Genomic DNA, 26,645 nt, shown 5'->3' with positions numbered 1-26,645 from the left:
TCCAGCGCTTTTTGCAGACCAACAACGTATGACGAACTGCTACAACCGCTAAGGCCATGAACAATAACCACCAAGGGCATGCCCGAGTCTTTCCAGGTTTTTGGCAGGCGCCAATCGAGATACAGCCAATCGCCATCGCTCAAAGCGACTTTTTCGCGCACCCGGGAAGGCACGCTAAGTTTGCGAAACAGCGCTGGATATAAGGTTTGTAAATGCGCGTTATGCAGCCACCAAGCCGGCTTAAATGGGCTACGGCTTAGTCCGGGGGTAAAGGCGTTTATTTCAGCTTGCTGCGTCACCCTCGGTCTCCACGCGAAATAACAAGGCCCAAACCATGCCTGCACGCGTGTGTCGATGCAAGTCTAAAGATGATGGTAGCGTGAGTTCTTCAGGTGCTAATTCAGTTTCAACATAGATCCAGGTATTGGCTTGTAGCCAACCTTTGGCCTCTAACGCCGCCAATGTTTTATCGACATGGCCAAGGTGAAATGGCGGATCGAGCACGATCAAGCCATAGCCACCTTCAGGCAATGTAGCGGAGGCCAGCCAGCGCAGACTATCGTCGCGAATGATTCGTGCCTCTGTCGCCGCTAAGCTCTGCGCCGTCGCTTGCAAGGCGCGCGCTTGCGCTTGATCGAACTCAATCATCGTGGCACTGGCAGCGCCGCGTGACAGCGCCTCAAAGGCCATGGCGCCGCTGCCGGCATACATATCCAAAACATGACGGCCGGGGACATTAAATTGCAGCCAATTAAACACAGTTTCACGAACACGATCGGGCGTTGGGCGCAGTCCTGGCGCATCGACAAAGGTTAATAATCGACTGCGCCAGCGGCCACCGATAATGCGTAATGTGCGGGTGCCGCCACGACTAGATTTTGCGGCTTTCATTTTATTAAGCGCCAACGGTTTTTTGCACCAGCTTTAGTCGCAGGCTTTTCATCAAGACGGCCGACCGTCACTACCAACAAGCGCTCAGGATGAATATGTCGGCTCATGGCGGCACGTACTTGCGCCAAATCCACGGCCGCCAATTGGCCAATATAGTCATCGATAAAGCTATCTGGCAGCTCATAAAAACCGATCATGGCTAAGAAGCTAGCGACCTGATCATTACTCGCCACACTGCGCGGAAAGGCCTGCGATAGATTCGCCTTGGCAGCACTCACATCAGCCTCACTCGGGCCTTGGCGAACAAAATCAGAGAGTAATTGACGTGTTAACGCTAAGGCTTCAGCCGCTTGGTCATGGCGCGTAGAGAAGCTGATTTGGAACGGGCCGGCCGCGCGCATGGGGATGAACTGGCTGGTGACGCTGTAAGTAAGGCCGCGCTTTTCGCGTAACTCGCGCGTGAGCAAAGTGCCAAACCCGCTACCGCCTAGCAGTTCATTGCCCACCATTAAGGCGAAATAATCGGGGTCGCTGCGACTAATGCCAACTTCACCGAGCACAATATGCACTTGCTCAGAAGGAAATACTTGATGCACGCGCTCAGGCTTGGCCAAGGGCTTCACTGCGGGCAGAGCAGCAGCCTTTTCACCAGCGGGCAAGGCCTGAGAAAGTTGCTTTGCCAGAGCCTCAGCATCTGCTCGCGTAATGTCGCCAACTAGCACCAACACGCCATTTTTTGCGGTGTAATAGCGCTGATGAAATGCGGCAATATCTGCCGGGATCATCCGTTTAATACTGTCGACATCGCCACCCGGCGTACGCGAATACGGGTGATTGCCGTAGAGCGATTGATAAAACGTAGGCCCCGCACGGCCAGCTGGTGATTGCAGCCGGCGTAGCAAGCTCAGCCGCATCGACTCTTGCAAACGATGCCAGTCATCGAGTGCGAAACGTGGCTCGCTGACCACTTCGCTGAGCAATGCAGCAGCCGCATTACGGCGTTCAGCATCGCTCATCACGCGCAATGACACCAAGGCCATGTCGCGATAGCTTGCGGCGGAAAAGCTCGCGCCTATCTGCTCAAAGCCTTCAGCTACTTGCTGTGCCGTACGCTCGCGGGTGCCCTCATTAAGCAGACTAGAAACCGCTGCTGCTGCGCCCGGAAAGTCGCCTTCGCGAGCCGCGCCGGCATCGAACACCAAACGGATATCGAGCAATGGCAGCTGGGTATTGCGCGACCACATCACGCGCAGACCTTCGTCGGTAGTCCAACGCTCTAGCGCAACATGAACCGCTGGTGTGTTGTTGCGCTCGGCAACTAAGGCCGGAGCACTCTGCAACTTCTCTAAAGCGGTTAATGGCCCAGGACTAACGCCACCATGTTCAGGGCCGGCCCAAGCGACACTCATTAGGCATAGCGAAAAGCTCAAAACAACTAGGCGCAGACTCATTGCTGCGCTCCTTTAACGTGCATATGCAAAACACTCAAACGGTCATTAGTTAGATAGCGCTTAGCGACTTCGCGCAGCTGCTCGGGCGTGATGCGTTTGAGCTGATCGGCATAGCCATCGGCCCAATCTAGCGCCAAATGATTACTCGCCAAACGCCCCAAAAGTTGCGCCTGATCATCGACTTCATCGCGAACAAATACTGACTGCGCAATGACATTGGCCTGCACTCTATCTATCTCGGCCTGTGTCACTAACTCTTCACGCAAAGCCAGCACGGGCGCCAAAACCGCTTCCTCCAATGCTGCCAATGATTGCTCCTGTGCCGGAACAGCGGTAATGGTAAACAGCGTATCGCCGCGCGACAAAATATCGTAGCCCGAACGCACGGCCGCAGCCTTGCCGGCACGCACTACTTTGCGCTCTAGGCGTGCGCTAATGCCCTCGTCTAGCACGCCGGCAAGTAGACGCAACGCATAGGCATCTTGCGCGCCAACAGCGCTGCTTAAACTTGGCCAGTTATAGGCAATGAATACTGCTGGCACTTGCCCCGGCAGCGTTAGCGTCATGCGCCGCTCACCCGGCGATGCCAGCTCACGGCTGCTGGCGCGGCGAGGTAAATCACGCGCGGCAATGTCACCGAAGTATTTTTGAGCTAGCGCTTTTACTTGCTCCGGCTGTACATCACCAACCACGACAAGCACTGCATTATTTGGCGCGTACCAGCGCTGATACCAGTCTTTAGCATCAGCCGCAGTCAGTTGTTTTAAATCATCCATCCAGCCCACAGTGGGATTACGCTGCGAGCTGCTGGGATAGGCCATGAGTTGAAAGCGCTCGTAGGCCAAGGCTTGCGGATTGTCGTCGGTGCGCAAGCGGCGCTCTTCCATCACGACCTGAAGCTCGCTGGCAAACGCTGCGGGATCGATGATCGCGTGCTGCATGCGATCGGCTTCCATTTCCAGCGCTAGCGCGAGTCGGTCGGCCACATGATTTTGGTAATACACCGTGTAGTTATCGGTGGTGAAAGCGTTATCGTCACCGCCCATATGCGAAACAACGCGCGAAAATTCGCCGGCCGGCACTGTCGGCGTGCCTTTAAACATCATATGTTCGAGCACATGCGAAATGCCCGTTAAGCCCGGCGGCTCATCTGCTGAGCCAACCTGATACCAAACCTGCGTGACCACCACAGGCGCACGATCATCAGGCTGCACAACCACACGCAAGCCATTATCGAGACGAAATTGCACAGCCTCTGCTTGCGCCCACAGCGCCGGACTCACCAATACACCGAGTAGAATCCAGGCCAATCGCTTCGCACCGCGCATAGGTTCATCCTTTAGGGTCAATAACAAGGGTGGTAGCATAGCGCATCCCTCGCGGGCCGCTAGCCGCGACACTTGTACTACGACTGGATACCAGCATGAGTTCACACGAAAGCTCTGAAGACGGCGGTTTTTTTAGCCGCATGAAGTCGGGCTTAAGCAAAACCCGCAAGTCGTTTAGTTCGGGCATGGCAACTTTGCTCATCGGCGCCAAAGAAATTGACGATGAATTATTAGAAGATATTGAAACGCAATTACTTAGCGCCGATGTTGGTGTCGAGGCCACACGCCGCGTCGTTGATGCACTAACTGAGCGCGTCTCACGGCAAGAGCTGCTGCACTCGCACGCATTATTCGATGCTCTGCGCAGCGAACTTGCCGCAATTCTCAGCCCACGCCAACAGCATTTGCGCATTGGCGAGCTGCAAAAACCGTTTGTCATTTTGGTCGTTGGTGTAAATGGTGTCGGTAAAACCACCACCATCGGTAAACTCGCGCAGCGCTATAAGCGTGAAGGTCGTGCAGTGATGTTAGCGGCTGGCGACACATTCCGCGCTGCCGCCGTTGAGCAACTACAGGCTTGGGGCGAACGCAATGATGTGCCCGTGGTCGCGCAAGGCACTGGTGCAGATTCCGCCTCGGTATTATTCGATGCTTACCAAAGCGCAAAATCGCGCGGCATGGATGTGCTAATTGCCGACACCGCAGGACGTTTAAATAACAAATCGCATTTGATGGACGAACTCAGTAAAGTCGTGCGCGTATTGAAAAAGATCGATGCCACAGCGCCGCACGAAATCATGTTGGTGGTCGATGCCGGTACTGGCCAAAACGCGCTCAACCAAGTGCGTGATTTTGACCAAGCGGTAAAGCTCACTGGCCTCACCGTGACCAAGCTCGATGGCACCGCCAAAGGCGGCGTGTTGTTTAATATCGCCAGCCGCACTCACCTGCCCATTCGTTTTGTTGGTGTCGGTGAAGGCATCGATGACCTACGCCCATTTGAAGCAGAAGAATTTGTCAGCGCCCTGTTTGACGACAGCCGCCAGTAACTAACAGGAGCCCGGAATGATCAGTTTTAAATCCGTCAGCAAGCGCTACCCGCCACAGTTTGACGCCCTGCGTGAACTCAGCTTTGATTTGCCCACAGGTGAAATGGCTTTTTTAACCGGCCATTCAGGCGCCGGCAAATCAACGCTGCTTAAGCTCATCATGCGCATTGAAAAAGCCAGCAGTGGCCAAGTTATCGTCAATGGCCGCGATCAAGGCCTGCTCAAAGGCAAGCAAGTTGCCTTTGCACGTCGGGACATCGGCATGGTCTATCAAGATCACAACTTGCTCGATGACCGCAGCGTATTCGACAACGTTGCCTTGCCACTGATCATCTCCGGCATGCCACCACGCGACATTCCAAATCGGGTTTATGCAGCGCTGGATTTGGTTGGCCTCAAGCATCGTGCCAAAGCCATGCCGCTAGAGCTTTCTGGTGGTGAGCAGCAACGCGTCGGCATCGCTCGCGCCGTAGTCGGCAAGCCTTCAGTCATTTTGGCCGATGAGCCCACCGGCAACCTCGACCCACAACTTGCCGTGGAAGTAATGAATATTTTTGAAGACCTATCGCGCGTCGGCGTCAGCATCTTAGTCGCGACTCACGACCTCGCCTTGATTGCCCGCTTCCGCCATCGCCTATTGACGCTGCAGGCCGGCCAACTGGTCGCCGACACAGGAGCCGCGACATGAATCAGCCTATCGCCGGCGCCCAATCGCCAAAGTCGAAAAAGCCCAGCGGCGCGCGCAGCTCAAAAAGCACCGCAGGCTCGCGCTTTCAACACTGGTTGGCGCACCATCGCCGCGAAGCCAATGACAGCTTCGGCCGTCTCGCTCGCGTACCGCTTTCTACACTGATGACGGTTACCGTCATGACAATTGCCCTCAGCTTACCGCTAGCATTAGGCCTATTACTAAATGACACGCGCCAAGCCGTTGCTACCTGGGATGCGGACGCACGCTTATCGGTCTACTTAAAAGAAGGTACCGACGCTGAAACGCAGCGCACGGTCTTGGCGCAGGCGCAAGCGCTGTCCGGCGTTAACCGTGCCAACTTGATCACGCCCGAAGCCGCACTCGAAGAGTTCAAAGCCAAATCTAATTATGGCCCGGCACTAGAGCAGCTCGGCAGCAATCCATTGCCCGCCGTGCTTGAAGTCTTCCCCAAAGACACTAGCGACACCAAGTCCATGACTGCTCTGCGTGATCAATTTGCACAATGGCCTGAAGTTTCCTTGGCCGAGGTCGATATCGCTTGGGTGCAACGTTTGCGTACGGCTCTCGACATTGGTGAGCGATTGCTCATGGCCATTGCTGGCACGTTAATTTTGGGCGCACTGCTCGTGGTCGGCAACACCATTCGCCTGAGCATTGAGTCGCGTCGTGACGAAATTCGTGTCACCTCGCTACTCGGCGGCACCCACGCCTTTGTCCGCCGCCCCTTTGTCTATATGGGCTTTTGGTGCGGCCTTAGCGCTGGTGCGTTCACTTTAGTCACCGTCAGCGGGCTCATTGCTTGGCTAAGTGAACCAGTACTGACCTTGGCGCGTTTATATGGCAGCCAATTTGCTTTGAGCTACCCCTCACTGTCAGTTGGCTTCGGCGTGATAGTTGGCGCCAGTTTGCTCGGCTTAATCGGCGCCTGGATTGCAGTAGGCCGCCATTTACGCGAGCTTGAGCCCTGATTACTTGCAGCGGCCACCGTCGCTGCTTATAGTTAAGGGTATTGTATATTCTGCCAATGGAGGCATGACAAACCATGAGTGACTGTCAGGCGCTAGCGCCTATCGCAGTGACCGTTCCAGGCGTAAACCTGGGTTCGTATATTCAAGCTGCTAACCGCGTTGCGGTGCTGTCGGCGGATGAAGAGCGCACGCTCGCCGAGCGCTTTCATGACGAGCAAGACCTCGACGCCGCCCGCCAGCTGGTGTTGGCACATCTACGCTTTGTTGTGCACATCGCCAAAAGCTACTCTGGCTATGGCTTGCCGCAGGCCGACTTGATTCAAGAAGGCAATATCGGCCTGATGAAGGCAGTGAAGCGCTTCGACCCCACCATGGGCGTGCGACTAGTGTCGTTTGCAGTGCATTGGATCAAAGCTGAGATTCACGAATACGTGATCAAAAACTGGCGTATCGTGAAAATCGCCACCACAAAAGCGCAGCGCAAATTATTTTTCAACCTGCGCTCGATGAAAAAGTCCTCAGCCAACCTGACGCTGGCCGAAGCTGAAGCCATCGCGACCGACCTCAACGTCAGCACACGCGATGTGATTGAGATGGAAGGCCGTTTGCTGTCTTTCGATGCGCCTATCGATGGCAGCCCAGACGATGACGACGAACGCGCGAGCCGTGCGCCAATTCATTATCTTGAAGACAAGCGCTACGACCCAGCGATGCAAATCGAGGCGTCAGACTTTGAGAGCAATAACAGCGAGCGTTTAATGGCCGCGCTAGACACGCTCGATGACCGCAGCAAAGCCATTTTGGCGCGCCGTTGGTTGAGCGAGAAAAAAGCCACGCTACATGAACTGGCCGCTGAATTTGGCATCTCTGCTGAGCGCATCCGCCAGCTAGAAAAAAATGCCATGGATAAAGTTCGCGCCGTGCTTGTGGCTTAAGCACAGCAAATGAACTGGCTCTCGCTCGCGGCAATCAATCTCACCCTGTGTATCGCCACTGGCGCGTTTGCCGCACATGGCCTGAAAGCTCGCCTGAGCGTGGAGCAAATGGCTTGGTGGCAAACCGCTGTTGGTTATCACACCACACACGCGCTCGGCCTGTTAGCCATCGGCATTCTATTGCGCTTTAGCCCTTCGCTAAGCCCTAGCCTGCCCGCTGCCGGCCTCAATACTTCAGCTCTATTGCTGCAACTAGGCATTGTGATTTTTTCTGGCTCGCTTTACGCCATGGCATTGGGCGCACCACGCTGGTTTGGTGCCATCACACCCATTGGCGGTTTAGCCTTTATGGCCGGCTGGCTCTGGCTAGCTTGGGCAGTAAGCAAATGAATATTCGTCTTAATGGTGAGTCGCTTACCATGTCTGCTGGCAGCACGATTAGCGACCTGCTAGCCGCACAAGACCTAGTTGGTAAGCGTATCGCCGTAGAATGTAACGGCGAAATCGTGCCCCGCAGCCAGCACTCCAACCATACCTTGCAGCCGAATGATGCCATCGAAATTGTCCACGCCATCGGCGGCGGTTGATGGATGTTCTAGTCGGCGTAGATTGGTTAACGCCTAGTCTGATTGTGCTCTCATTGCTGCTGATTATTGCCGGCATGATCGGCATGGTACTGCCCGCAATTCCGGGGCCACCCATCCTGCTCATGGGTTTATTTACCGCCGCTTGGGCCGAAAATTTTCACTATGTTGGTAGCGGCACGCTGATTATTCTGGCGCTGCTATGTGTTGCCGCAGTCGCGCTCGACTTCATTGCCGGGGCGCTCGGAGCTAAACGCAGTGGCGCTTCTCGAGCCGCCGTCATCGGCGCCTTACTTGGTGCCATCATAGGCTTATTTTTATTCCCGCTTGGGCTGATTTTCGGACCATTTATTGGTGCGATGATTGGTGAGCTATCTACCGGTCGGCCGTGGCAACAAGCCAGTCGCGCCGGCTGGGGCGCGACTATCGGCATGCTCATTGGCATCGTCGCCAAACTCGTCATTGGCCTAATAATGATTACGCTGTTTATCTCTATGCGCGTGATTGCTTAGAGAAAGCCTGAAGTCAACCGCTCGTCTGTTTTAAATTTGTACGATATTTGTCCATGATCGGATTCCATTTCTACTGTGTCACAGTCATCTGTCAATAAACTGCGGACGTGACCAAAATGAAGAAAACTGATCTGAGCGTGACTATTGCCGCTGTTTTTGCTTTAAGCGCCTGCGGCGGCAGCAGCAGCAATAGCGTCAACGTAACGCCAGCTGTTGTACCTGGAAACGTATTGCTCGACAGCAATCGTATCGCCTATATGGACTTTGCTTCGCCAGCTAATAGTTTAACGACAATCGGAGCAGTAACTGGCCTTACCCTAGGCGATACATTAGTTAGCATTGATCGACGGCCACAAAACGGTTTTCTGTATGGCCTTGGCTACAACTCTGATGCCGACACAGTCACCCTCTACGTAATTCATCCTGAAACCAAAGTTGCGACCTCGCTGGGAATTGCAGGTGGCTTTACGACTGATGGTATAAATCCTGCTCCAATCGGTAACAGTAGCACTCGCTTCGAGATTGACTTCAATACCGCCGTTGACCGATTACGCGTCATTAATAGTCTTGGTAAAAACTTCCGCATGAACCCGAATACGGGCAAAGTTGTTGATGGCGACAACGGCTTAGCAGGCACTAATATGGATGGCTCATTCAATGGCATCTCTGTGACTGCGCAGGGCACAGCCTATGTCAATAACGTGGCCAATAACGGTGGCATCACCACGCAATACACTATCGATGAAAACTCAGATAATTTGTTTATTCAGAACCCTCCAAATGCAGGAACATTGAGTGATCCTAAAGAATTGACCCCGAGAATCAACTCGGTTCTCGGATTCGATATCGCGCCGGGCGTAAGCGTCACTGCAAGCAACAACCCCGTGACTACCGGTAGTGGTTACCTACTCATGCGCTCTGGCGCTAACACAGCCGAATCTTTAGCAACTGTTAATCTGGTCACAGGCACCATAAGTAACATCACTGCCATTGCAGGTGGTGCAACAGCGCGCGGCATCGCAGTTCAAAATCCAGAATCAAATGCGGCTATCGCCCTATCATCGGATGGCACCCAGTTAGTGCGTTTTGCCATCGGAAAGCCAGCTATTACCACTACAGCAACTATTACTGGCCTTCCGATGGGTGAAAGCCTTGTAGGCATAGATTTCCGCCCCGCTACAGGTCAACTCTTTGCGCTAGGTGTTAACCCAACGGCTGATAATGGCACGGTTTATCTTCTCGACCCCCAAAATGGCGCAGCATCAGCTATTGGTACACAAGGCTCTATCGCTTTTGTCGATGCCATGGGTGCCCCGGTAGATCTTCCCGATCCTACGGTAGAAACTTACGGTTTCGACTTTAACCCGAGTGTTGATCGGATTCGAATTACTACGAGTACCGGTCTTAACCTACGTTTAAATCAAGTCACTGGCACACCCGTTGATGGCGACCCTGTAGCTGCTGGCGCCAACCCTGATGGAGGCATTAAGGGAAGTAACGTTACAGGTGCATCAGGTGCGGCTTACACTAATAGCGTTGCCAGCGCACCAGGAATGGGGACCACCTCACTTTACATCCTTAGCAACACAGGCTCGCAGCTAACAATTCAGAACCCACCCAATGAGGGCACACAAACGCTGCCATTGACGGTCAGACTGAATGGCAGCACATTGGCCTACACCCGAGTCAACGGCTTTGATATTCCATCAGATGTCCGTGTGGCAGCTAATAATGCCGCTGTTACCAACGGCTCAGGATTAGCTGCACTGACGGTCGGCGGCACAACAAGTCTTTATCGCATCAATCTAGCAACCGGCTCTGCCACCAATCTCGGCGCGATTGGCACAGGTATGGCAACGTATCGCGGCTTAGCACTCGGCCAAACTCACGCGCGCTAGTTAACTCATCCCTCCGCCGCCCGCTTTATGGCAGCGGCTGAATCTGCGCGGTCCTTTGCAGAGCCTCGGTGTTAAAGCCGAGGCTTTGAGCTTTCTGCACCAGCGCGGTGAGGATATCCTCAGGTAGCTCCGGCGTGCGCGAGAGCATCCACAGATAGTCACGGCCTGGCGCACCGACTAATGCCCATTGGTAGTCGGGGTCGAGCGCAAGTACATAGTAGTCGCCATAAAATGGCCAAAAGAAGCTGATGCGCAAACGCGCATTGCCGGAATTCACCACTACCTTGGCCGTGCCTTCAGCAGACATGATCTCGCCATTAGCTTGGCGGCAGCGGTTTAGCACAGCAATATCGTCGCCCTTTTCGCTATACCGCGCCATGACATCGCCGGCACAGTCGGTTTGGAAACGATTGGGTAAGCGCGCGACCTCATACCAATCGCCGCTGTAGCGCTCGAGATCTACCGCAGCCACAGTGACTAATGGCGGATGATTGCTGCATGCGCTAAGTGCAATGACTGCCAATGCGGCTACAACTGGCTTTACCCATACGGAAATAATACTCATATCTTTCTCTTTTTCTGAATGTTTTCGGCCCAGCTGAGGCTCATATATACGCGATTGCTCAGCAACTAAACATGCCATAGCTTTGTAGTGGCCGCACTTAGGCCCGAGACGTACAATAGCGCTTTCTACGCTGGAGCTTGATCATGTCGGATGCTTTTTTACTCGCTGGCCGCACGTTTCACTCACGCTTACTGGTCGGCACTGGCAAATATAAAGACATGACCGAGACCGCCGAGGCCATTGCCGCCAGTGGTGCTGAAATAGTCACCGTGGCTGTACGGCGCACGAATATCGGCCAAACGCCTGGCGAACCAAACTTGCTCGATGTCATTTCGCCCGACCGCTACACCATTTTGCCCAATACCGCTGGCTGCTACAGCGCCGAAGAAGCCGTGCGAACCTGTCGCTTGGCACGTGAATTACTCGACGATCATAAACTCGTGAAGCTAGAGGTTTTGGGCGACCAGAAAACTCTTTACCCAAACATGCCTGAAACCTTAAAAGCCGCAGAAACATTGATTAAAGAAGGCTTTGAAGTCATGGTTTATTGCAATGACGACCCCATTGCGGCGCGACTTCTAGCTGAAATGGGTTGTGTCGCGGTGATGCCTTTAGGCTCGTTGATCGGCTCAGGACTGGGCATTGTCAATCCGTACAACCTGCGCATTATTCTGGAAGAGGCAACGGTGCCCGTGCTCATTGATGCTGGAGTTGGTACAGCATCGGATGCCGCTGTCGCGATGGAGCTAGGCGCTGCCGGTGTACTCATGAACACCGCCATTGCCGCAGCAGGCAAACCGGTGCTGATGGCTTCGGCAATGAAAAAAGCGGTCGAAGCCGGACGTGAGGCATTTTTAGCCGGACGTATGCCGCGCAAGCTTTACGCCAGCGCGTCTAGCCCACTTGATGGCATGGCGTTTCGCTAAGCCTCAAACCGCCTCAGCACACATCTATGCGATAGCCAGCCTGCGGTAAATGCACATGCACAACGCCTAAGGCTGGCGTCTCGCGAGCAATGATAAAGCGCTCATCACTTACTCCAACCAACACACCTTCGGTGGGGTCTTTCGCGTAATCGGCTGGGCTGATGCGCACGCGCTGGCCAATTCGCGCATCTACTTTTTGATCAGCGGCAATAGCACGTGGCTCGGCGTTTTTGGCAGCTAGCAGCGCAGCATCACCCGAGATTTCCACACTCACGCCCTCACCAAATGCACCCATGCGATCCATCCAAGCATTAGCTTTCGGAAAGTCATTTAGCAAGGATGACTGACCGATATCGCGCAGAAACCACAGGCTGTGATACGTGGAAAAGTCGGCATGATGCGGCGCATCACCAAACAAAAAGTCCTGATTTTGCAAACGTGCCTCGGTGGCCACTAAATGCTTACGCACCACCGACTTAGCAGCACTCGGCGGCGCACTGCGAACACTGCTAGTGCGACCGATCTGAATACGGTCAGCAAAAAATCGCACGATGGCCTTCAGCGTCATTTCGCGCCAAACAGTTTTCGCCAATGCCCATGAGCCAGCAGCAAACAAGACCGCAAAAAAAATCTTCACATCAGTATGACGAGCATAGGCTTGCTCATCCTCGCTCGCACGCGCCAAGTTAATATCTGGCTTCCCCGACAATCGCGCAATTTCAGCGGAAATGATTGCTGTATCGCAGAAGATGTCTGCACCAACTTGCATCACAGGCACTTTTCGATAGCCGCCTGTGAGCAGCTCAAGCTCAGGCCGTGGCGGTGCCGACTCAACGCGCACCGACTGCCACTCAAGCCCTGAATAACCCAGCATGCTGCGCACTTTTTGTGAAAATGGCGACAGAAAGTAGTGGTGCAAAATGAGTGTGGGCATAAAAAACTCGGGCAATGTTAAGAGGGTCGGAGCAGCACACGATACATCGCGGCCAAACAAAAACACAGCAGCGCAGGCAGCAGCAAGGTGAGCAGACCCACGCTTAAATATAGTTTGGCACCAATAATACCGCCACTAATAAAGCCCGCGATGATGAGGCCAAACAAGCGCGCTTTACGGGCATCAAAGCGCTTTCCGCGCAGCCAGCCACCAAGCATTAAGCCGAGGTCGGTGAAGATGCCGGTGACATGCGTAGTACGAACGATGGCGTTGCTGTAATGCGTGGCGAGCGCGTTCTGCAAGCCGCAGGCAGCCGAAGCAAAATACACACCAAAGTTATAGCCTTTGCTAAGCGCCATGAATGCTACAAGCAGAAAAATACCTTCGACGATCAGCAGCTCGTCATAGTGGCGCCCTGCACGTACATCGCGACCACTTAGCACCACGCCAGATAGTGCTGAGCCACAGACAAAGCTGATTATCACAAAGGTTAAGTGCAGGACTTCAGCGCCTGACTGCCAAACGCTTACGCCTAGCCAGGAGGCAGTGCCTGATAAGTGTGATAACGCATGCGGCGCCACGCCCATCACCCCTACGGCATTGACGATACCCGCCAACAAGGCCAAGGAAAATGCACCGTACTCAATCCATCGCGGCAATCGCTTCACACATCATCTCCTACTACAGCGCACGCAAACCCTTGGTGTGACTAGTCTAAGTTCCGTACAATCACGCACAGTTATTATTCATCGAGTGTATGGCATGAGCGAGTCTCCAGCGCGACCTTTTACTGATCGCATCAAAACCTTTATGCCGCGCACATCGCCGCTTAACACCTCGCAAAAGCAAGGGATGAGCGATTTTGCGCCAAAAATGCAACTCACGTTGGCGCAAGGAAAGCTCAATCCGGAAGCCATCTTTGGTCGCCGAGCACCACTCACTATCGAGATTGGTTTTGGTATGGGCCAGACGCTGATTGAAATGGCTCAGGCCGCTCCTGAGCGCGACTTTATTGGTATAGAAATTCACAAGCCTGGCGTCGCTCAGCTCTGCTTCGATGCCGGCACTCAAGGCGTGACTAATCTCCGTTATTACAGCGAAGATGCCGTATCAGTGCTGGAGCAGGCCATCGAGCCGGGAAGCGTAGATACCGTTCAGCTGTTTTTCCCTGACCCGTGGCAAAAAGCACGGCATCATAAGCGCCGCTTTGTACGGCCAGACCTCATTGAGCTGGTGCGTCAAACTTTGAGCGTTGGCGGTCGCTTTCATATGGCCACCGACTGGGCACCTTATGCCGAATGGATGCTTGAGCACATGGAGGCTGCGGCCGGCTTTAACAATGCCCATGAGCCAGGTGAATACATGCCGCGACCTGCGTGGCGCCCACTGACAAAATTTGAGCAGCGTGGCCATGATCAAGGCCACGGTGTCTGGGATCTCATTTATGTCCGAGTCGACTAACGCGCCATACATTCCGCTTAGCGCCAGCGAAGCTGCCGCACAAAAACCACTCACAGGCGGCAACTGGGCTGATTGGCTACTGCTTGCTTTAGCCTTGATCTCGGTAGCGTTGCTCGCGTGGGAAAGCTGGGGTCCAGTAACACCAGAGCAAAGTGAAGCCATCATCTTGGCCGACTACAGCATCTGTGGGCTGTTCTTTTTAAACTTCATGTGGCGCTGGCGCGAAGAAAAATGGGCGCTCGGTTTTGTCGGCCGCAATTGGTACGACGTGCTCGGCATGATCCCAGTCTCCGACCCCGCCCTGCGCAGTTTCCGTTTAATTCGCGTGGTGATTTTATTGGCTCGGATGGGCGTCGCCGCTGATCGAGTCATTGGCGAAGACTTCACCTATCGGCTGGTCAATCGCTTCAAGCAAGGCATCGTGCAAGCCATTAGCGGCACTGTCACCGTCGCCGTGCTAAATGAAGTCGCCGACGTGCTAGTGAAAGGCACTTACACGCAAAATATCGCGCGGGCATTAGAAGAAAACCAAAGCGAACTGCGCGATATGATTCGCGAAAAGCTCCGCGATGACCCACAAACCGGCCGCTTTAAACGCATGCCGTATTACAACGAAATCATTGAAGGCACGACTGAAACGGCGCTGCGAGTGATTGAACAAGTGCTGCTCGACCCGCGTACCGATGAACTAGTTGCCGATATGCTGCGCGAAAATATTAATCAAATTCGTCTTGCTGTTGCCGCCCGAGAGGCTAATAAAAACCAATGACCGCGCATGAGCCCGACTATGTTGCGAGCCTAAAGAAAGTAGAAGCGTTTAGCGCCTTGCCCGATGAGGCGCTAAACGCTTTAGCAATCATGGCGCAACCGCAGCGGCTCATGAGTGGTCAGCGCTTATATCGCGCAGGCGATCCGCCACGCTTCCTGCATGTGCTGGTTCATGGCCGCCTGCAGGTGCGCAAAGAGCAGCGCATATTGGGCTATGTGAACCGCTACGAGCTTTTGGGCGAAATGGGCGTGGTTGCCGCTGAAGCACGCAATAGCACAATTTATGCTCAACGCGATTGCCTACTTTTAAACTTGCCTGCCAGCGCTTTTATGGCGTTGATCCGCAGCCATCCAGACACACTGGTCGCACTATCGCGACTGATTATTTCACGCGGGCGTGATGCGCTTAATCCTCGCCAAAAACAAGCGAATGCCGATGGCGGCACGCTAGCTGTTGTGCCTGCAATCCGCGGCATCCCGGCGATGTTGCTAGCTGAAGCACTGACCGGACACATGAGTGGCTGGCCTGAAACTCGCTTAGTCAGCGCCGCGCATATCGACAGCGTATTTGGTGCGGGCTTTTCGCACACGCCCCAAGATGGTAGCGACGCCGATGTCGCACTTTGCGCTTGGCTCGCCAGCCTAGAACACCAGCATCGCTTCGTGATGTATGTTGCCGATAATGGCACCGACACCTGGTCTTTACGCTGCTTGCGCCAAGCCGATCGCATCTTGCTAGTGGCCGAGTCTGGGCAAAAACCGCAAGCCACACCCGTGCTGGAAACATTGCGCGCCGGCGGCTTGGTGGCCCCGATCGAGCTAGTATTATTACGACCAATGGGCGATGCCGCACCGCACACATTAGAGTGGCTTGAGGCCACTGGCGCACGCGCACATTATTTTTTACACCCATGGGCCAAACATGAAATAGCCGCCCTCGCCCGGCAAATATCTGGGCGCGGCATAGGCTTGGTATTAGGCGGTGGCGGCGCTCGTGGCTTCGCGCATATCGGCTTGATAAAAGCACTAGAGCAACTTGGCATCCCAGTCGATGTCGTTGGCGGCACTAGCATGGGCGCCTTTGTTGCCGCGCTCCTAGCTTGCGGCTTCGATAGCACCGAAATGATTCACATCGCCCACGAAACCTTTGTCGCGCGAAACTACCTCAACGACTACACCCTGCCGAAGGTTTCGCTTATCCGTGGCGAGCGTTTTCATCAGCGGCTAATGACCATTTTTGGCGAACGCCGCATTGAAGAATTGCGCCGCACCTACTACTGCATTTCCACCAACCTCACTACTGGTATGCCTGGCATTCATGACAGCGGGCCGCTAGGTAGCTGGGTCGGCACCAGCATGTGTGTGCCCGGCGTCGCGCCGCCCATTGCCTTCGAGGGCGAACTTTTGTGTGATGGCGGCGTGGTCAATAATCTACCCACTGATGTCATGGCGCAGCTCGAGCGCGGCGTCATCATTGCCTGCAATGTTGGTAGTGTTGGCGATATGGCCGCACCTGGTGCCGGCATGAATGAGCCAGATCAAAGTGCCTTATTGCATTGGAAAAGCGAAGGCCAGCCGCCGAGCTTGAGTGAGATTTTGATGCGCACAGCAACACTGACCAGCGACACGATTACGCTACAAGCGTCGATAGATCGCGCCGATACCTATTTGCGCATGCCCATCGATGATATTGGTATGTTTGAGTGGTTACGCATGGATGAGCTGGTGCAGCGCGGCTATGAACATGGCCTGGAAGTGCTGACACCACTCCGTGAAAAGCTACTGCGTTAAAACGGGGACTCGGCGTATTTAAGCAGGCGCAGATGGGCGCGGTTTAATTCCATACTCATTCAATAGGCCCTGCAAATATGTTGCGGTTTCGCTGTCGAGACTGGGCAGATAATGCGCCAGAATCTCATGACAATCTTGTTGTCGCGCCGGCGTTAAGCGCCGCACGATATCCAATAGCGTATGCCATTGTGAGCGCAGCAAGGCCGCGTAGGCCGCCTGCGCCAAGAACTCGTCATCGGCCTGCTCCATGACCTCTGCCAAATTGTCACGGCCTGCGCTATTCATTACTTCTGCCAAACACAATATGGCCGACCAGAGCTGGCGGTAACTTGTGGCTTTGATAATCCGCTGCAACACTTCTGGCCGTTGCAGCGCGGCTAGATTCACCACTTGTTTTTGCACTTCGGGCGATAAGCACACCACCACCGGCAGCACATCCTCCCAAAGGTCTTCTGCCTGAACGGTCTCGATAATAGCCGTTAGTACGCGCTCGCCCTGCTCTGCCGCTAAATCACCAAGTTCACACTTAAGGCCGTAGCCGGCATGCGTCAGCAAGGCCAATAAACTGGGCCAGAGGTCTCGGCGCGACTCATCGCAGACTAGCAAAACTGCGCGCCGCATACGCTCAGTAGGAATTAGGCGCACGATGTGATCGATGCGGTATCGGGCTTCGATAAAAAACAGTATCTGCAGCAAATCACCTTCATCTTCAATACTTACAGCAACTTGCTGCAGCACGTCATCGGGCAATAAGGCCACGAAACGGCCGAGTGTGACGAAATCTCGGCGCAACAGCAGCACATGACTAATGGCCATGACTTTTTTCGCTGCTAACAAATGCAGAACCTCTCGGGCGCTACGAGGGTCAAGATCAATCGCGACATCGGCTAGAAATTCAGTGTCTAAATACTTGGCAATATTGGCCACGCGCCATGCTGGCAGCTCGCTTGCTAAGCGTGCTGTCATTGGTGCGCCAAACCACGAGCGAGCACATAGCGCCGACACCCATGCCGGCAGCCAGCGTGCGACTGCTGCAAGCAGGCCCAAGGGCTCACGCAACTCATCATGCAATACATCGGAAATGGCCGAGCGTAATGTCGCTACGGCATCGGAAGGTAAGTCGTGTAGATAGCTCAGCGAGCCGGCCTTGACTGACAAAAAGCGCGCCAGCTTGATGACTTCGGCACGATTAGCTAAGCGGCTCATTTGCGCGACCTGCGGCTGTTTGCGAGCGAACGCTTACTAGTGCGCAATGATGCGTCACGCGCAATATGCCGACGCTGCAAGAGCCAACGCAATGGCCAGAAAATGCCGCGACGCAGCTGACTTTGAACGCGCTGACGTTCGCGCTCACTGGCAGCATCGATCAGCTCATGCAGCTGCGTTAATTGCGCATCACTCAAGGCATCGAGGCCGCTTAAGCTGGCTTGCGGACGGCGCAAGCGCAGAGCGAGCTGAGTCAATGATTCGGACATGGCTTAAACCACCGCCTTGGGTCGATGTGCCAGCCAAGAGTCGAGCTGCTTAGCAAATTGCTGCTTATCGCTGGATGAAAATGGTGGCGGCCCACCGCGAACCATGCCGGCGTCACGCAGGTCGCTCATCAAGTCACGAATAGCTAAACGCTGACCAATGCTTTCCGGCGTGTGCAGCTGGCCACGCGGGCTTACCGCCACTACGCCGAGCTTCACAACCTCGAAGGCGAGCGGAATATCTTGCGTGATGACTAAATCTTTGGCCTTAGCATGCTGCACGATGTAGTTGTCGGCGACATCAAAGCCAGGTGGCACTTGCACGGCATTCATCGGCAAGCCGGCTGGCAGGCGAATGGGTTGATTGGCGACAAAGGTAATCTGCACGCGGGTGCGCTCAGCGGCGCGAATGAGCATGTCTTTCACGGGCACGGGGCAGGCGTCGGCGTCGACCCAAATCTGCGTCATGGCACGGGTATCTCGAAATATCTGTGGAGCGATTCTACCGCGATGCGGGCTCGCTGTGTTCGGGCAAAAAAGCATCAATAGCGCGATTTAGAAAGCGTAAGCCAAGCGCGCTGGCTTGCAGGCGATCTGGCGTGTTTTCGAGCAGGCCTTGGCGGCGTAACTCGGCGAGCGTGCTGGCAATGGTGTTGGGTGAAAGTCCGGTGCGCTCTGACCAATAAGCGCTGGGCACGCCGTTGGTCAGGCGCAGGGCATTGAGCATGAACTCGAAGGGTAGGTCGATGCTCGCGATGCGCTCTAATTTGGCTTGATAGGCGGCCACGCTTGGTATTCCCGTACTCTGCGCCGCGCTATAGGCAGCCAAATAATCTTTTGGCATTCGCGTTTTCGTGCTCCGCCAAATCTCGGCCGAGGCTGTGGTGATGTCCGCGCTATTTGCTAAAGTCAGCTTGCCATGAGCACCTGCTCCGATACCCAGATAATCACCAAACTGCCAATAGTTCAGGTTGTGCCGACACGCCTGATCAGCCTGCGCAAACGCCGACACCTCATAGCGCTGAAAGCCCGCTTGCGCCAGCAGCACCTCGCCCTGCTCCTGAATATCGGCGAGCACATCCTCATCGGGCAGGATGGGTTGCTGGCGATAAAACACGGTGTTGGGCTCGAGCGTGAGCTGGTACCACGACAGATGTGTAACGCCGAGCGCGATGGCCTGAGCGAGATCATCGCAAGCGGCGGCAACGCTTTGGCCGGGCAAGCCGTGCATTAGGTCGAGATTGATACGCTCGAAACCGGCCGCGCGCGCAGTGCTTGCCGCTCGCAAAGCCTCATCGCCGGAATGAATGCGGCCTAAGGCTTTGAGCTGCTCGCCCTGAAAGGTTTGCACACCAATGGACAGGCGATTGATACCGGCCGCGCGATAACCTTCAAACAAGCCCTGCTCGACTGTGCCGGGGTTAGCTTCTAGTGTGATTTCGATGTCATCAGCCCATGACAGCCGCGCGCGAATGCCAGCAAACAGGCGCACATAGCCATTCGGTGAGATCAATGACGGCGTACCACCACCGATAAAAATCGACTGCAATGGTCGCTGCGACCAGTCTTGGGAAAAATGCGCTAAGTCGGCGTCGAGGTCATTGAGCAAGGCATCGATATAGGCGGCCTCGGGCACACCGTCGGCGCTCACTGCATGCGAGTTAAAGTCGCAATAAGGACATTTACGAACGCACCAAGGCATGTGCACATAAAGGCTTAACGGCGGCACTTTTTGAGCGCGCACATTGACCAATGGCGCACTCACAGCCCGGTTTCGTTCCAGCGCGCGCGCAGCTGCTGCAAGGCTTGGCCGCGATGGCTTAGCGCCGCTTTCCGCTCGCGCGGCAATTCAGCCGATGTCATACCTTCATCGGCCAGATAAAATACCGGATCATAGCCAAAGCCCTGCTCACCCGAAGGCTGATGCGTAATTTCTCCGGCCCATAAAGCTTGGCAGATGATAGGCAGCGGATCATCGGCGTGGCGAACAAAGGCCAGTACGCAAACAAATTGCGCACGCCGTGAAGTATCGGCTGGCATAGCCGCGAGTGTGGCCAAAAGCTTGGCATTGTTTGCGGCATCGCCAGCGGGCGCGCCAACCTCATTGAGGGCATAGCGCGCAGAGTAGATGCCCGGCGCACCACCGAGTGCATCAACGGCGAGGCCAGAGTCATCGGCTAGTGCTGGCAGGCCGGTTAAGCGACTGGCGTGGCGAGCTTTTATCAGCGCATTTTCAACAAAGCTCAAGCCATCTTCGATGGCATCGGGCACAGCAAATTCCTTCTGTGAGCGCACGCTGACATCAACATCCGCAAGCAAAGCGCGCAACTCTTTGAGCTTGCCTTCATTGCCGGTGGCTAGAACAAACTCACGCGAGGCCGTAGGCCTATTACCGCCATTCGTCTCGACTTCACTCATCAATCATCGCCCCGACTAACGCGGAAAATACCGATCTCACCGAACATATTGGGAAACCATCGCGCCAAAATGCTGCCCTGCTGATCTTGATCAACCGCAAGTTTATCTAGCACTTTTAAACCCTTGCTGCGGCAGAGCGCTTCAAAGTCATGCATGGTGCAAAGATGAATATTCGGAGTGTCGAACCAGCCATATGGCAAGGCGCGCGACACTGGCATGCGGCCCTTATAGAACAAATACCAGCGGGTTTGCCAGTGCGCAAAATTTGGAAATGTGACGATAACTTCGCGCGCCACGCGCACCATTTCATCGAGCAAAATATCGGGCCGCTGCACTGCCTGCAGCGCCTGCGCCATCAGTAAAGTGTCGAAGCTATCGTTCTCAATATTCGCCAAGCCATGGTTAAGGTCTTGCTCAATGACATTTACGCCACGCGCGATGGCCGTGGTGATTTTATCGGCATCGATTTCGAGACCATAGCCGCGCACATTTAAAGTGTCGCGCAAATGCGCTAGCAGCTCGCCATCGCCACAGCCTAAGTCAATCACGCGTGACTCTGGCGCGATCCATTGCCGCGCCAACGCTAAATCAAGACGCATGGGCTGCCTCCCGCTCATTGGCAATACGCGTCATAAACGCCCTGAAAATATCCATATAGCGCGGGTTATTTAACAGGAAAGAATCATGCCCTTGCGGAGCATCCACCTCTGCGTAACTCACTTCTTTGCCGGCCTTCACCAAAGCATCAACGATTTCACGCGAACGCGCCGGAGCAAAGCGCCAGTCGGTGGTAAACGACACCACCAAAAAGCGACATTGCGCCTTAGCAAAAGTCTTCGCTAGGTCGTGATCGTAATCGCGGGCGGGGTCGAAATAATCCAGCACGCGCGTCATCAGCAAATAGGTGTTGGCATCGAAGCGCTTGGAAAACACCTCACCCTGATAGCGCAAATACGATTCGACCTGAAACTCGGCATCGAAGCCATATTGGTAGGTAGCTTTACGCAGGTCGCGGCCGAACTTTTGCCGCATCGCGTCATCGGATAAATAAGTGATGTGGCCTACCATGCGTGCCAACGACAAGCCAACCTCGGGAATGACACCGTGCTGAAAATAACGGCCGGCATGGAAGTCCGGATCGCGGCGAATGGCTTGGCGGGCGACTTCATTGAACGCGATATTTTGCGCGGTAAGCTTGGGCGCACTGGCGATGATGACCGCATTGGCGATGCGATGCGGCTGATCGATACTCCAGCGCAACACCTGCATGCCACCGAGCGAGCCACCGACAACAGCCGCCCATTGTTCAATGCCCAAATAATCCATTAAACGTACTTGCTGCTTCACCCAGTCGCGCACTGCGACAATGGGAAAGTCAGGGCCCCAAGGCTCGCCGGTCTCGGGATTAATTGACGATGGCCCAGTCGTGCCATGACAGCCGCCAAGGTTATTAAGCGCGACGACAAAAAAGCGATCGGTGTCGATGACCTTGCCCGGGCCAATGGCGCTATCCCACCAGCCAGTTTTGGCCGTAGCTGGGTCTTCGCCCTCGTGAAAACCAGCGGCGTGATGATGCCCCGACAGTGCGTGGCAAATCAGCACCGCATTACTGGCGTCGGCATTCAGCGTGCCATACGTTTCATAGACCACATCATAGGTATTGAGAGTACGGCCACAGGCCAAATCTAAGGGCTCGGTGACGTGCAAATACTGCGGCGTCGCAACACCGACACTGCCTTCTGGGTAAATAAAAGCCTCTGTACTCATGGCGTCATCCATTAGCCTGCTAGCAGCATAAGAGCCTGCGGATACGCTGACTTCAAAAGGATTTCTATAATTTGAATGCCTAAAAAAGCAATGATTGGCGACAAATCTAAGCCGCCCAGGCTCGGCATTAGGCGACGGCATGGGCCGAGTATAATTTCTGCAATCTGCATTAGCGGCATCATCGCTGGACTCATACCGCCCGAAGCCATCGCTACCCAGCTTAAAATCACCATGCCCAAAATGACCCAGAAGAAGAAGTCAGCGGCGGCTAAAAGTAGGCTGAAAATCGCTGTAACCAAGAGCAAGCTCGGTGTCACCGCTTGGTCGGTCAAATGTGCAATAGCACTGAGCTGTACCAGCTTTATGATGACGATGAGCACAATCGCTGCCGTATCGAGACCGAAAATACTGGGGATAATGCGACGCAGCGGATGCAGCAATGGCGAGGTTACTTTCACCACAAACTGCGACATGGGATTGAAGAAGTCGGCGCCAGCAACCTGTAGCAATAAGCGTAGCCAGACCAATAAAATCAGCACACTGAACACCGTGTTTGCCAACAATAAGCCGATTTGGTTCATCGCATCCATTTACCGCACTCCTAATTCGTTAATTAATTGCTTGCCGCTCATGCGTTTCGTTCGTGAGCCAAAACCTAATGGCTTAATTCTATAGCCAAACTTTCACCGCGCTCGGCACAGGCACGCATAGCTTGCTCGACAATATCGGCCAAGCCAGCACGATCAAAGACGGCGACAGCTTGCTCTGTGGTGCCATTGGGCGAAGTCACGCGGCGGCGTAACTCTGCTGGACCAACATCGGCAGTAATCGCTATTTGCGCTGCACCTAATGCGGTTTGCAAGGCCAAATCACGGGCATCTTGCGGATCTAAGCCGAGCTTTACCCCGGCATTAATCATCGCTTCCATAAGATAGAAAAAATACGCTGGGCCAGACCCAGAAACGGCGGTGACGGCATCAATTTTGGCTTCAGTATCGACCCATAAGGCGATACCGACAGCCGCCAACACTTGTTCGGCTTGCTCGCGCTGCTCATGGCTAACGGCGGCATTGGCATACAAGCCCGTAGCACCCGCTTGCACCAGCGCCGGCGTGTTTGGCATGGCGCGAACGATGGCCGCATCACCACCCAACCATTGCGACAAGCTCTCGGCTGGGATGCCAGCAGCGATAGAAATAAATAGCGGCTTGGCCTGCTGAGCGGTCGTGGCCAAGGCTTGCGTAACGGCTTTCATGGCCTGCGGTTTAACTGCAAGCACGACGATATCAACATTGGCGACCAGAGCGGCGTTATCGGTGCCGGTGCTCAAGCCCCGCGCCGCATGAACGCTGAGCGCTGCTTCTGAAACATCGGTGAGCATCAGTGCCGTGGTGGGCCAACCTTTTGCTAATAGACCGCCGACTAAGGCCGAGGCCATATTGCCAGCGCCAATAAAACCAATGCGGGGAAACTGTGTCATGCGGTGGTTCCAACTGAAGAAATAGTAGGTCGCGCGCCAAAAATGGCGGTGCCAATGCGCACCCAAGTGCTACCGGCCGCGATGGCCTCAGCAAGGTCTGCGCTCATGCCCATGGATAAGCTGTCAAATGGTGCATCGGCGAGCCTTGGCAGTCTAGCGAGTATCGCGGCATGTGTCTTGGCTAGCGTAGCAAAAGCGCTGGTTTCGCCCGCTTTAGGAATGACCATCAGCCCGCGCAACCGCAGCCTTGGCAGCGCCATTACTGCCTCTACCAAGGCCGGCAATTCCGCCAAGCTACAGCCCGACTTGCTGTCTTCATCATCAATATTAACTTGTAGGCAAATATTCAAGGGCGGCAGCTCATCTGGGCGCTGATCATTCAAACGACGAGCGATTTTCAGGCGGTCAATACTGTGCACCCAGTCGAAATTGACGGCGACCTCGGCAGTTTTATTACTTTGTAATGGCCCGATTAAATGCCAGCAAATATCGCGGCCACGCAACTGCTGCATTTTCTCCAAAGCTTCTTGCACATAGTTTTCGCCAAAATCACGCTGGCCTGCGTCATTAAGCGCGGCAATAGCCTCGGCAGCATGAAATTTGCTGACTGCCAGCAGTTGCACAGCTTCTGCTTCATGGCCTGCCACTGCACTCGCTCGGCGCATTTCTATTAAGACCTGCCGCCAGCGTGAAATTAATTCGTCGGATGCGCTAGCGCGAGCTGAGTTCATGAGCCTAACTAAATATTGAGAGAGGTTTATTGTGGCCTAGCGCTGCGGGAGATGCCAATGGCCGAGATACCGAACTGGCTTGCGCAGGCATGGGCTTTAGCGAAAAGCCTTGGCGCGGCCGACTTACATGCCGTGAGTGGCGAGCGGCTGCGTTTTCGCCTGCATGGTGAATTGCGCTGCATAGATGATTTGCCATTCTGCCCGCCAACACCTTGGCCTGAGGTCCTGCCACTTTTTGGCTCTTTTTGTGGCGCGCTGACTAGCGCTGAAAGCAGCCTGACTCACTCAGAGCTGGGCCGAGCGCGGGCCAGTCTAGCGGCACATCAAGGCGGCTGGATGCTAGTCATGCGCCTGATTGCCGAACATATTCCAAGCATTGCTGATGTGCAGCTCAGCCGCCAACATGCCGACCTCGCACTCGCCAATCACGGCCTGCTGCTAGTCACTGGTGCAACTGGCTCAGGCAAGTCCAGCACACTCGCGGCATGGCTGGGGCATTGGCGCGAGCAACGGCGTGGTCATGTCATTAGCCTCGAAGATCCCATTGAGTTTGTGCACAGCAATAGCCCCGCGCTGGGCCTAGTCAATCAGCGCGAAATCGGCCGCGACTGCGCAAGCTTTGCCGATGGCCTGCGCGCCGCGTTGCGGCAAGACCCCGATGTGCTCTTGGTTGGCGAGTTACGCGATAGCGAAAGTGCGCGCTTGGCGTTGATGGCCGCTGAAACTGGGCATTTAGTGATGGCAACGCTGCACACGGCCAGCGCCGTTGGTGCGATTGATCGCCTACTCAGCTTATTTCCGGCGGATGAGCGCCAGTTAGCTCAGGCGCAATTGGCCGATACTTTGCGCGCAGTCATGGCGCAGCAGCTGATTTGGTCGGCTGAAACAACTGACCAGCTTGCATCGGCTAAGGCTTCAGCACCCCGAGCACATGCTTGTCGCGAAGTGCTCGTTGCCACACCTGCAGTGCGTCACTTAATTCGCGAACATCGTCTAGGTGACATCGAGCACATAATGCAAACCCATGCGTCATTGGGCATGCAAACCATGGCACAAGCCATGGCCGCATTACCCACTAAAGCTGCCTTATCGCGATAGTCCAAGTGCCGCAAAAACGGTATGAAGCACTTGCTGTACTGGCGACAAGATTGGCTCGAGTAACTGATCGACACGGAAAGTAACTTCGCGTGTTGCCGTCATCAGTAGCGCACTCAGTGCATTGCCTGGCAGCGCTGCACCCTCAGCAATTTCGGGGGAAGCTTGATCAAAAGGCAGTACGCCAGTGGTTAGGTTGCGCAGCAAGCGATTAACCGCGCCTAGCGCTGCATCATTAATAGCACTTGTTTGTACCGTACCCAGTGCGGCAATTAGTGAGGATGTATCCACTAACGCATTGGCGGCTAATCGTGCGCCACCACCCAGAACCGGAATATCGCCTACGCCTTGCTCAGCTGCCTCAGCAGCGGCAGCCAAACTGCGTGCCAGAGTCACCAAGGGAGCCACCACCGCACTTAAGTCTTGGCGCTCGCAGGCACTGGCCTGCCTCGGACTTGCGACGGCATTACGATATTGCGCCGTCATTGTAGGCATATCTTTAAATGCCGCAGGTAAGGTGGCATTAGCTGGAAATGTGGTGGCCAAGCGATCGCCTAACGCTTGCATGCGCGCTAAAACATCGCGCCCAGCAGCTTGCTGTAAGGCAGCTGCCGACTGCGGTTGGCGCGCAGAATCAGCACTGGCGCTGAGCACTACGTCGGCAATGTCTAGGCTAGCCAATGTCACCTGTGTCATTGCGGCCATAAGGGTTGCGGAAGAGTTATTGCCCTTAGTCCAAGGAGCTAGCCCTTGACTCAGTGCTGTCTGCATGGGGTCAAAAGGCCCTGGCGCAGCTATTAATGCCGAAGATCGATTGGCCGCCGGCTGGTTAGCCGCGGGCGCTAAATCGCTAGGCACGACCGTAGCTTGGCAATTATTTGCGGGCAGACCACTAAAGCCTGCCGACTC

At 54.8% G+C, this 26,645-nt stretch carries 29 protein-coding genes and 2 pseudogenes; 13 read left to right on the top strand and 18 right to left on the bottom strand.

The window, feature by feature from the left end:
• The 4 genes and pseudogenes from AC3DKE_RS07270 to AC3DKE_RS07255 all read right to left on the bottom strand — a co-directional run.
• Positions 1–299: pseudogene (locus AC3DKE_RS07270) on the bottom strand (hypothetical protein); the annotation flags it as partial.
• A complete protein-coding gene (rsmD, locus tag AC3DKE_RS07265) occupies positions 283–891 on the bottom strand; it encodes a 16S rRNA (guanine(966)-N(2))-methyltransferase RsmD (RefSeq protein WP_340675970.1) in 609 nt (202 codons plus the stop codon). The pseudogene AC3DKE_RS07270 and the gene rsmD, both read right to left, overlap by 17 nt.
• Positions 888–2,342, bottom strand: coding sequence for a M16 family metallopeptidase (locus AC3DKE_RS07260; RefSeq protein WP_340675969.1), 1,455 nt, complete (start codon positions 2,340–2,342; stop codon positions 888–890). The genes rsmD and AC3DKE_RS07260 overlap by 4 nt, the downstream gene beginning before the upstream one ends.
• Positions 2,339–3,670: a M16 family metallopeptidase gene (locus AC3DKE_RS07255; RefSeq protein ID WP_340675968.1), complete on the bottom strand. Its 1,332-nt coding sequence runs from the start codon at positions 3,668–3,670 to the stop codon at positions 2,339–2,341. The genes AC3DKE_RS07260 and AC3DKE_RS07255 overlap by 4 nt, the downstream gene beginning before the upstream one ends.
• 116 nt (positions 3,671–3,786) lie before the next feature.
• On the opposite strand from AC3DKE_RS07255, the pseudogene ftsY reads away from it, so the two are divergent.
• From ftsY to AC3DKE_RS07215, 8 genes and pseudogenes are all read left to right on the top strand, one after another.
• Positions 3,787–4,719: pseudogene (ftsY, locus tag AC3DKE_RS07250) on the top strand (signal recognition particle-docking protein FtsY); the annotation flags it as partial.
• Between the two features lie 16 nt (positions 4,720–4,735).
• A complete protein-coding gene (gene ftsE / locus AC3DKE_RS07245; RefSeq protein ID WP_340675967.1) occupies positions 4,736–5,407 on the top strand; it encodes a cell division ATP-binding protein FtsE in 672 nt (223 codons plus the stop codon).
• Positions 5,404–6,399, top strand: a complete 996-nt coding sequence (gene ftsX / locus AC3DKE_RS07240; RefSeq protein WP_340675966.1) for a permease-like cell division protein FtsX — start codon at positions 5,404–5,406, stop codon at positions 6,397–6,399. Before ftsE ends, ftsX begins: the two co-directional genes overlap by 4 nt.
• Positions 6,400–6,473: 74 nt before the next feature.
• Positions 6,474–7,334 (top strand): RNA polymerase sigma factor RpoH, encoded by an 861-nt coding sequence (gene rpoH / locus AC3DKE_RS07235; RefSeq protein ID WP_340675965.1) that lies wholly within the window; start codon positions 6,474–6,476, stop codon positions 7,332–7,334.
• Between the two features lie 9 nt (positions 7,335–7,343).
• Complete coding sequence (locus tag AC3DKE_RS07230) at positions 7,344–7,724, top strand: DUF423 domain-containing protein (protein ID WP_340675964.1); 381 nt, start codon at positions 7,344–7,346, stop codon at positions 7,722–7,724.
• The gene (thiS, locus tag AC3DKE_RS07225) at positions 7,721–7,921 is read left to right on the top strand and encodes a sulfur carrier protein ThiS (protein WP_340675963.1); all 201 of its coding nucleotides are present in this window, start codon (positions 7,721–7,723) and stop codon (positions 7,919–7,921) included. The genes AC3DKE_RS07230 and thiS overlap by 4 nt, the downstream gene beginning before the upstream one ends.
• Positions 7,921–8,430, top strand: a complete 510-nt coding sequence (locus AC3DKE_RS07220; RefSeq protein ID WP_487990304.1) for a DUF456 domain-containing protein — start codon at positions 7,921–7,923, stop codon at positions 8,428–8,430. Before thiS ends, AC3DKE_RS07220 begins: the two co-directional genes overlap by 1 nt.
• 116 nt (positions 8,431–8,546) lie before the next feature.
• Positions 8,547–10,328, top strand: coding sequence for a DUF4394 domain-containing protein (locus AC3DKE_RS07215; protein ID WP_411729567.1), 1,782 nt, complete (start codon positions 8,547–8,549; stop codon positions 10,326–10,328).
• 25 nt (positions 10,329–10,353) lie between these two features.
• Here AC3DKE_RS07215 and AC3DKE_RS07210 read toward each other — a convergent pair whose 3' ends face one another.
• Positions 10,354–10,893, bottom strand: coding sequence for a lipocalin family protein (locus AC3DKE_RS07210; RefSeq protein ID WP_411729568.1), 540 nt, complete (start codon positions 10,891–10,893; stop codon positions 10,354–10,356).
• 143 nt (positions 10,894–11,036) lie between these two features.
• Here AC3DKE_RS07210 and AC3DKE_RS07205 point away from each other — a divergent pair, with 143 nt between their 5' ends.
• Entirely contained in the window at positions 11,037–11,819 is a 783-nt protein-coding gene (locus tag AC3DKE_RS07205; RefSeq protein ID WP_340675960.1) for a thiazole synthase, read from the top strand.
• Positions 11,820–11,832: 13 nt separating this feature from the next.
• Here the strand turns inward: AC3DKE_RS07205 and AC3DKE_RS07200 are convergent, their stop codons facing one another.
• Positions 11,833–12,753, bottom strand: a complete 921-nt coding sequence (locus AC3DKE_RS07200; RefSeq protein ID WP_411729569.1) for a glutathione S-transferase family protein — start codon at positions 12,751–12,753, stop codon at positions 11,833–11,835.
• 17 nt (positions 12,754–12,770) lie between these two features.
• Positions 12,771–13,421, bottom strand: a complete 651-nt coding sequence (locus AC3DKE_RS07195) for a YoaK family protein (protein WP_379071426.1) — start codon at positions 13,419–13,421, stop codon at positions 12,771–12,773.
• A gap of 94 nt (positions 13,422–13,515) precedes the next feature.
• On the opposite strand from AC3DKE_RS07195, the gene trmB reads away from it, so the two are divergent.
• The 3 genes from trmB to AC3DKE_RS07180 are packed head-to-tail and all read left to right on the top strand — an operon-like array spanning position 13,516 to position 16,773.
• A complete protein-coding gene (trmB, locus tag AC3DKE_RS07190; RefSeq protein WP_487990302.1) occupies positions 13,516–14,214 on the top strand; it encodes a tRNA (guanosine(46)-N7)-methyltransferase TrmB in 699 nt (232 codons plus the stop codon).
• The gene (locus tag AC3DKE_RS07185; RefSeq protein ID WP_411729571.1) at positions 14,198–14,983 is read left to right on the top strand and encodes an ion transporter; all 786 of its coding nucleotides are present in this window, start codon (positions 14,198–14,200) and stop codon (positions 14,981–14,983) included. The genes trmB and AC3DKE_RS07185 overlap by 17 nt, the downstream gene beginning before the upstream one ends.
• Complete coding sequence (locus tag AC3DKE_RS07180) at positions 14,980–16,773, top strand: patatin-like phospholipase family protein (protein ID WP_340675955.1); 1,794 nt, start codon at positions 14,980–14,982, stop codon at positions 16,771–16,773. The genes AC3DKE_RS07185 and AC3DKE_RS07180 overlap by 4 nt, the downstream gene beginning before the upstream one ends.
• A gap of 18 nt (positions 16,774–16,791) precedes the next feature.
• Here AC3DKE_RS07180 and AC3DKE_RS07175 read toward each other — a convergent pair whose 3' ends face one another.
• From AC3DKE_RS07175 to AC3DKE_RS07130, 10 genes are all read right to left on the bottom strand, one after another.
• Complete coding sequence (locus AC3DKE_RS07175) at positions 16,792–17,979, bottom strand: hypothetical protein (protein WP_340675954.1); 1,188 nt, start codon at positions 17,977–17,979, stop codon at positions 16,792–16,794.
• On the bottom strand, positions 17,976–18,248 hold the full coding sequence (locus AC3DKE_RS07170; protein ID WP_484216962.1) for a hypothetical protein: 273 nt from the start codon (positions 18,246–18,248) through the stop codon (positions 17,976–17,978). The genes AC3DKE_RS07175 and AC3DKE_RS07170 overlap by 4 nt, the downstream gene beginning before the upstream one ends.
• Before the next feature lie 3 nt (positions 18,249–18,251).
• Positions 18,252–18,713, bottom strand: a complete 462-nt coding sequence (locus AC3DKE_RS07165) for a YaiI/YqxD family protein (RefSeq protein WP_340675952.1) — start codon at positions 18,711–18,713, stop codon at positions 18,252–18,254.
• Positions 18,714–18,747: 34 nt separating this feature from the next.
• Positions 18,748–20,010: a radical SAM family heme chaperone HemW gene (hemW, locus tag AC3DKE_RS07160; protein WP_487990299.1), complete on the bottom strand. Its 1,263-nt coding sequence runs from the start codon at positions 20,008–20,010 to the stop codon at positions 18,748–18,750.
• Positions 20,007–20,663 (bottom strand): RdgB/HAM1 family non-canonical purine NTP pyrophosphatase, encoded by a 657-nt coding sequence (gene rdgB / locus AC3DKE_RS07155; RefSeq protein ID WP_411729574.1) that lies wholly within the window; start codon positions 20,661–20,663, stop codon positions 20,007–20,009. Before rdgB ends, hemW begins: the two co-directional genes overlap by 4 nt.
• The gene (metW, locus tag AC3DKE_RS07150; RefSeq protein WP_340675949.1) at positions 20,663–21,262 is read right to left on the bottom strand and encodes a methionine biosynthesis protein MetW; all 600 of its coding nucleotides are present in this window, start codon (positions 21,260–21,262) and stop codon (positions 20,663–20,665) included. Before metW ends, rdgB begins: the two co-directional genes overlap by 1 nt.
• Positions 21,252–22,430 carry a homoserine O-succinyltransferase MetX gene (metX, locus tag AC3DKE_RS07145; protein ID WP_340675948.1) on the bottom strand — a complete coding sequence of 393 codons (1,179 nt, stop codon included), beginning with the start codon at positions 22,428–22,430 and terminating at the stop codon, positions 21,252–21,254. Before metX ends, metW begins: the two co-directional genes overlap by 11 nt.
• Before the next feature lie 11 nt (positions 22,431–22,441).
• Positions 22,442–23,020 carry a YggT family protein gene (locus tag AC3DKE_RS07140; protein ID WP_340675947.1) on the bottom strand — a complete coding sequence of 193 codons (579 nt, stop codon included), beginning with the start codon at positions 23,018–23,020 and terminating at the stop codon, positions 22,442–22,444.
• A gap of 65 nt (positions 23,021–23,085) precedes the next feature.
• Positions 23,086–23,910, bottom strand: a complete 825-nt coding sequence (gene proC, locus AC3DKE_RS07135) for a pyrroline-5-carboxylate reductase (protein ID WP_340675946.1) — start codon at positions 23,908–23,910, stop codon at positions 23,086–23,088.
• On the bottom strand, positions 23,907–24,641 hold the full coding sequence (locus AC3DKE_RS07130; protein WP_487990298.1) for a YggS family pyridoxal phosphate-dependent enzyme: 735 nt from the start codon (positions 24,639–24,641) through the stop codon (positions 23,907–23,909). Before AC3DKE_RS07130 ends, proC begins: the two co-directional genes overlap by 4 nt.
• Before the next feature lie 57 nt (positions 24,642–24,698).
• Between AC3DKE_RS07130 and AC3DKE_RS07125 the strand changes: the two genes are divergently transcribed.
• Entirely contained in the window at positions 24,699–25,739 is a 1,041-nt protein-coding gene (locus tag AC3DKE_RS07125; RefSeq protein ID WP_340675944.1) for a type IV pilus twitching motility protein PilT, read from the top strand.
• Here AC3DKE_RS07125 and AC3DKE_RS07120 read toward each other — a convergent pair.
• Positions 25,728–26,645, bottom strand: a 918-nt coding sequence (locus AC3DKE_RS07120; RefSeq protein ID WP_487990296.1) for a hypothetical protein, incomplete at its 5' end; no start/stop codon positions are given. The genes AC3DKE_RS07125 and AC3DKE_RS07120 overlap by 12 nt on opposite strands.

The sequence above is a fragment of the Paraperlucidibaca sp. genome (genome assembly GCF_982810325.1).
The sequence above is the reverse complement of the archived record's forward strand: the minus strand, read 5'-3'. Positions and strand labels throughout refer to the sequence as shown.

What these genes read in the sequence shown, in the direction of transcription:
- rsmD (WP_340675970.1), bottom strand. Translation starts at nt 891, where the DNA reads ATGAAAGCCGCAAAATCTAGTCGTGGCGGCACCCGCACATTACGCATT.
- AC3DKE_RS07260 (WP_340675969.1), bottom strand. Translation starts at nt 2,342, where the DNA reads ATGAGTCTGCGCCTAGTTGTTTTGAGCTTTTCGCTATGCCTAATGAGT.
- AC3DKE_RS07255 (WP_340675968.1), bottom strand. Translation starts at nt 3,670, where the DNA reads ATGCGCGGTGCGAAGCGATTGGCCTGGATTCTACTCGGTGTATTGGTG.
- ftsE (WP_340675967.1), top strand. Translation starts at nt 4,736, where the DNA reads ATGATCAGTTTTAAATCCGTCAGCAAGCGCTACCCGCCACAGTTTGAC.
- ftsX (WP_340675966.1), top strand. Translation starts at nt 5,404, where the DNA reads ATGAATCAGCCTATCGCCGGCGCCCAATCGCCAAAGTCGAAAAAGCCC.
- rpoH (WP_340675965.1), top strand. Translation starts at nt 6,474, where the DNA reads ATGAGTGACTGTCAGGCGCTAGCGCCTATCGCAGTGACCGTTCCAGGC.
- AC3DKE_RS07230 (WP_340675964.1), top strand. Translation starts at nt 7,344, where the DNA reads ATGAACTGGCTCTCGCTCGCGGCAATCAATCTCACCCTGTGTATCGCC.
- thiS (WP_340675963.1), top strand. Translation starts at nt 7,721, where the DNA reads ATGAATATTCGTCTTAATGGTGAGTCGCTTACCATGTCTGCTGGCAGC.
- AC3DKE_RS07220 (WP_487990304.1), top strand. Translation starts at nt 7,921, where the DNA reads ATGGATGTTCTAGTCGGCGTAGATTGGTTAACGCCTAGTCTGATTGTG.
- AC3DKE_RS07215 (WP_411729567.1), top strand. Translation starts at nt 8,547, where the DNA reads ATGAAGAAAACTGATCTGAGCGTGACTATTGCCGCTGTTTTTGCTTTA.
- AC3DKE_RS07210 (WP_411729568.1), bottom strand. Translation starts at nt 10,893, where the DNA reads ATGAGTATTATTTCCGTATGGGTAAAGCCAGTTGTAGCCGCATTGGCA.
- AC3DKE_RS07205 (WP_340675960.1), top strand. Translation starts at nt 11,037, where the DNA reads ATGTCGGATGCTTTTTTACTCGCTGGCCGCACGTTTCACTCACGCTTA.
- AC3DKE_RS07200 (WP_411729569.1), bottom strand. Translation starts at nt 12,753, where the DNA reads ATGCCCACACTCATTTTGCACCACTACTTTCTGTCGCCATTTTCACAA.
- trmB (WP_487990302.1), top strand. Translation starts at nt 13,516, where the DNA reads ATGAGCGAGTCTCCAGCGCGACCTTTTACTGATCGCATCAAAACCTTT.
- AC3DKE_RS07185 (WP_411729571.1), top strand. Translation starts at nt 14,198, where the DNA reads ATGTCCGAGTCGACTAACGCGCCATACATTCCGCTTAGCGCCAGCGAA.
- AC3DKE_RS07180 (WP_340675955.1), top strand. Translation starts at nt 14,980, where the DNA reads ATGACCGCGCATGAGCCCGACTATGTTGCGAGCCTAAAGAAAGTAGAA.
- AC3DKE_RS07175 (WP_340675954.1), bottom strand. Translation starts at nt 17,979, where the DNA reads ATGAGCCGCTTAGCTAATCGTGCCGAAGTCATCAAGCTGGCGCGCTTT.
- AC3DKE_RS07170 (WP_484216962.1), bottom strand. Translation starts at nt 18,248, where the DNA reads ATGTCCGAATCATTGACTCAGCTCGCTCTGCGCTTGCGCCGTCCGCAA.
- AC3DKE_RS07165 (WP_340675952.1), bottom strand. Translation starts at nt 18,713, where the DNA reads ATGACGCAGATTTGGGTCGACGCCGACGCCTGCCCCGTGCCCGTGAAA.
- rdgB (WP_411729574.1), bottom strand. Translation starts at nt 20,663, where the DNA reads ATGAGTGAAGTCGAGACGAATGGCGGTAATAGGCCTACGGCCTCGCGT.
- metW (WP_340675949.1), bottom strand. Translation starts at nt 21,262, where the DNA reads ATGCGTCTTGATTTAGCGTTGGCGCGGCAATGGATCGCGCCAGAGTCA.
- metX (WP_340675948.1), bottom strand. Translation starts at nt 22,430, where the DNA reads ATGAGTACAGAGGCTTTTATTTACCCAGAAGGCAGTGTCGGTGTTGCG.
- AC3DKE_RS07140 (WP_340675947.1), bottom strand. Translation starts at nt 23,020, where the DNA reads ATGGATGCGATGAACCAAATCGGCTTATTGTTGGCAAACACGGTGTTC.
- proC (WP_340675946.1), bottom strand. Translation starts at nt 23,910, where the DNA reads ATGACACAGTTTCCCCGCATTGGTTTTATTGGCGCTGGCAATATGGCC.
- AC3DKE_RS07130 (WP_487990298.1), bottom strand. Translation starts at nt 24,641, where the DNA reads ATGAACTCAGCTCGCGCTAGCGCATCCGACGAATTAATTTCACGCTGG.
- AC3DKE_RS07125 (WP_340675944.1), top strand. Translation starts at nt 24,699, where the DNA reads ATGGCCGAGATACCGAACTGGCTTGCGCAGGCATGGGCTTTAGCGAAA.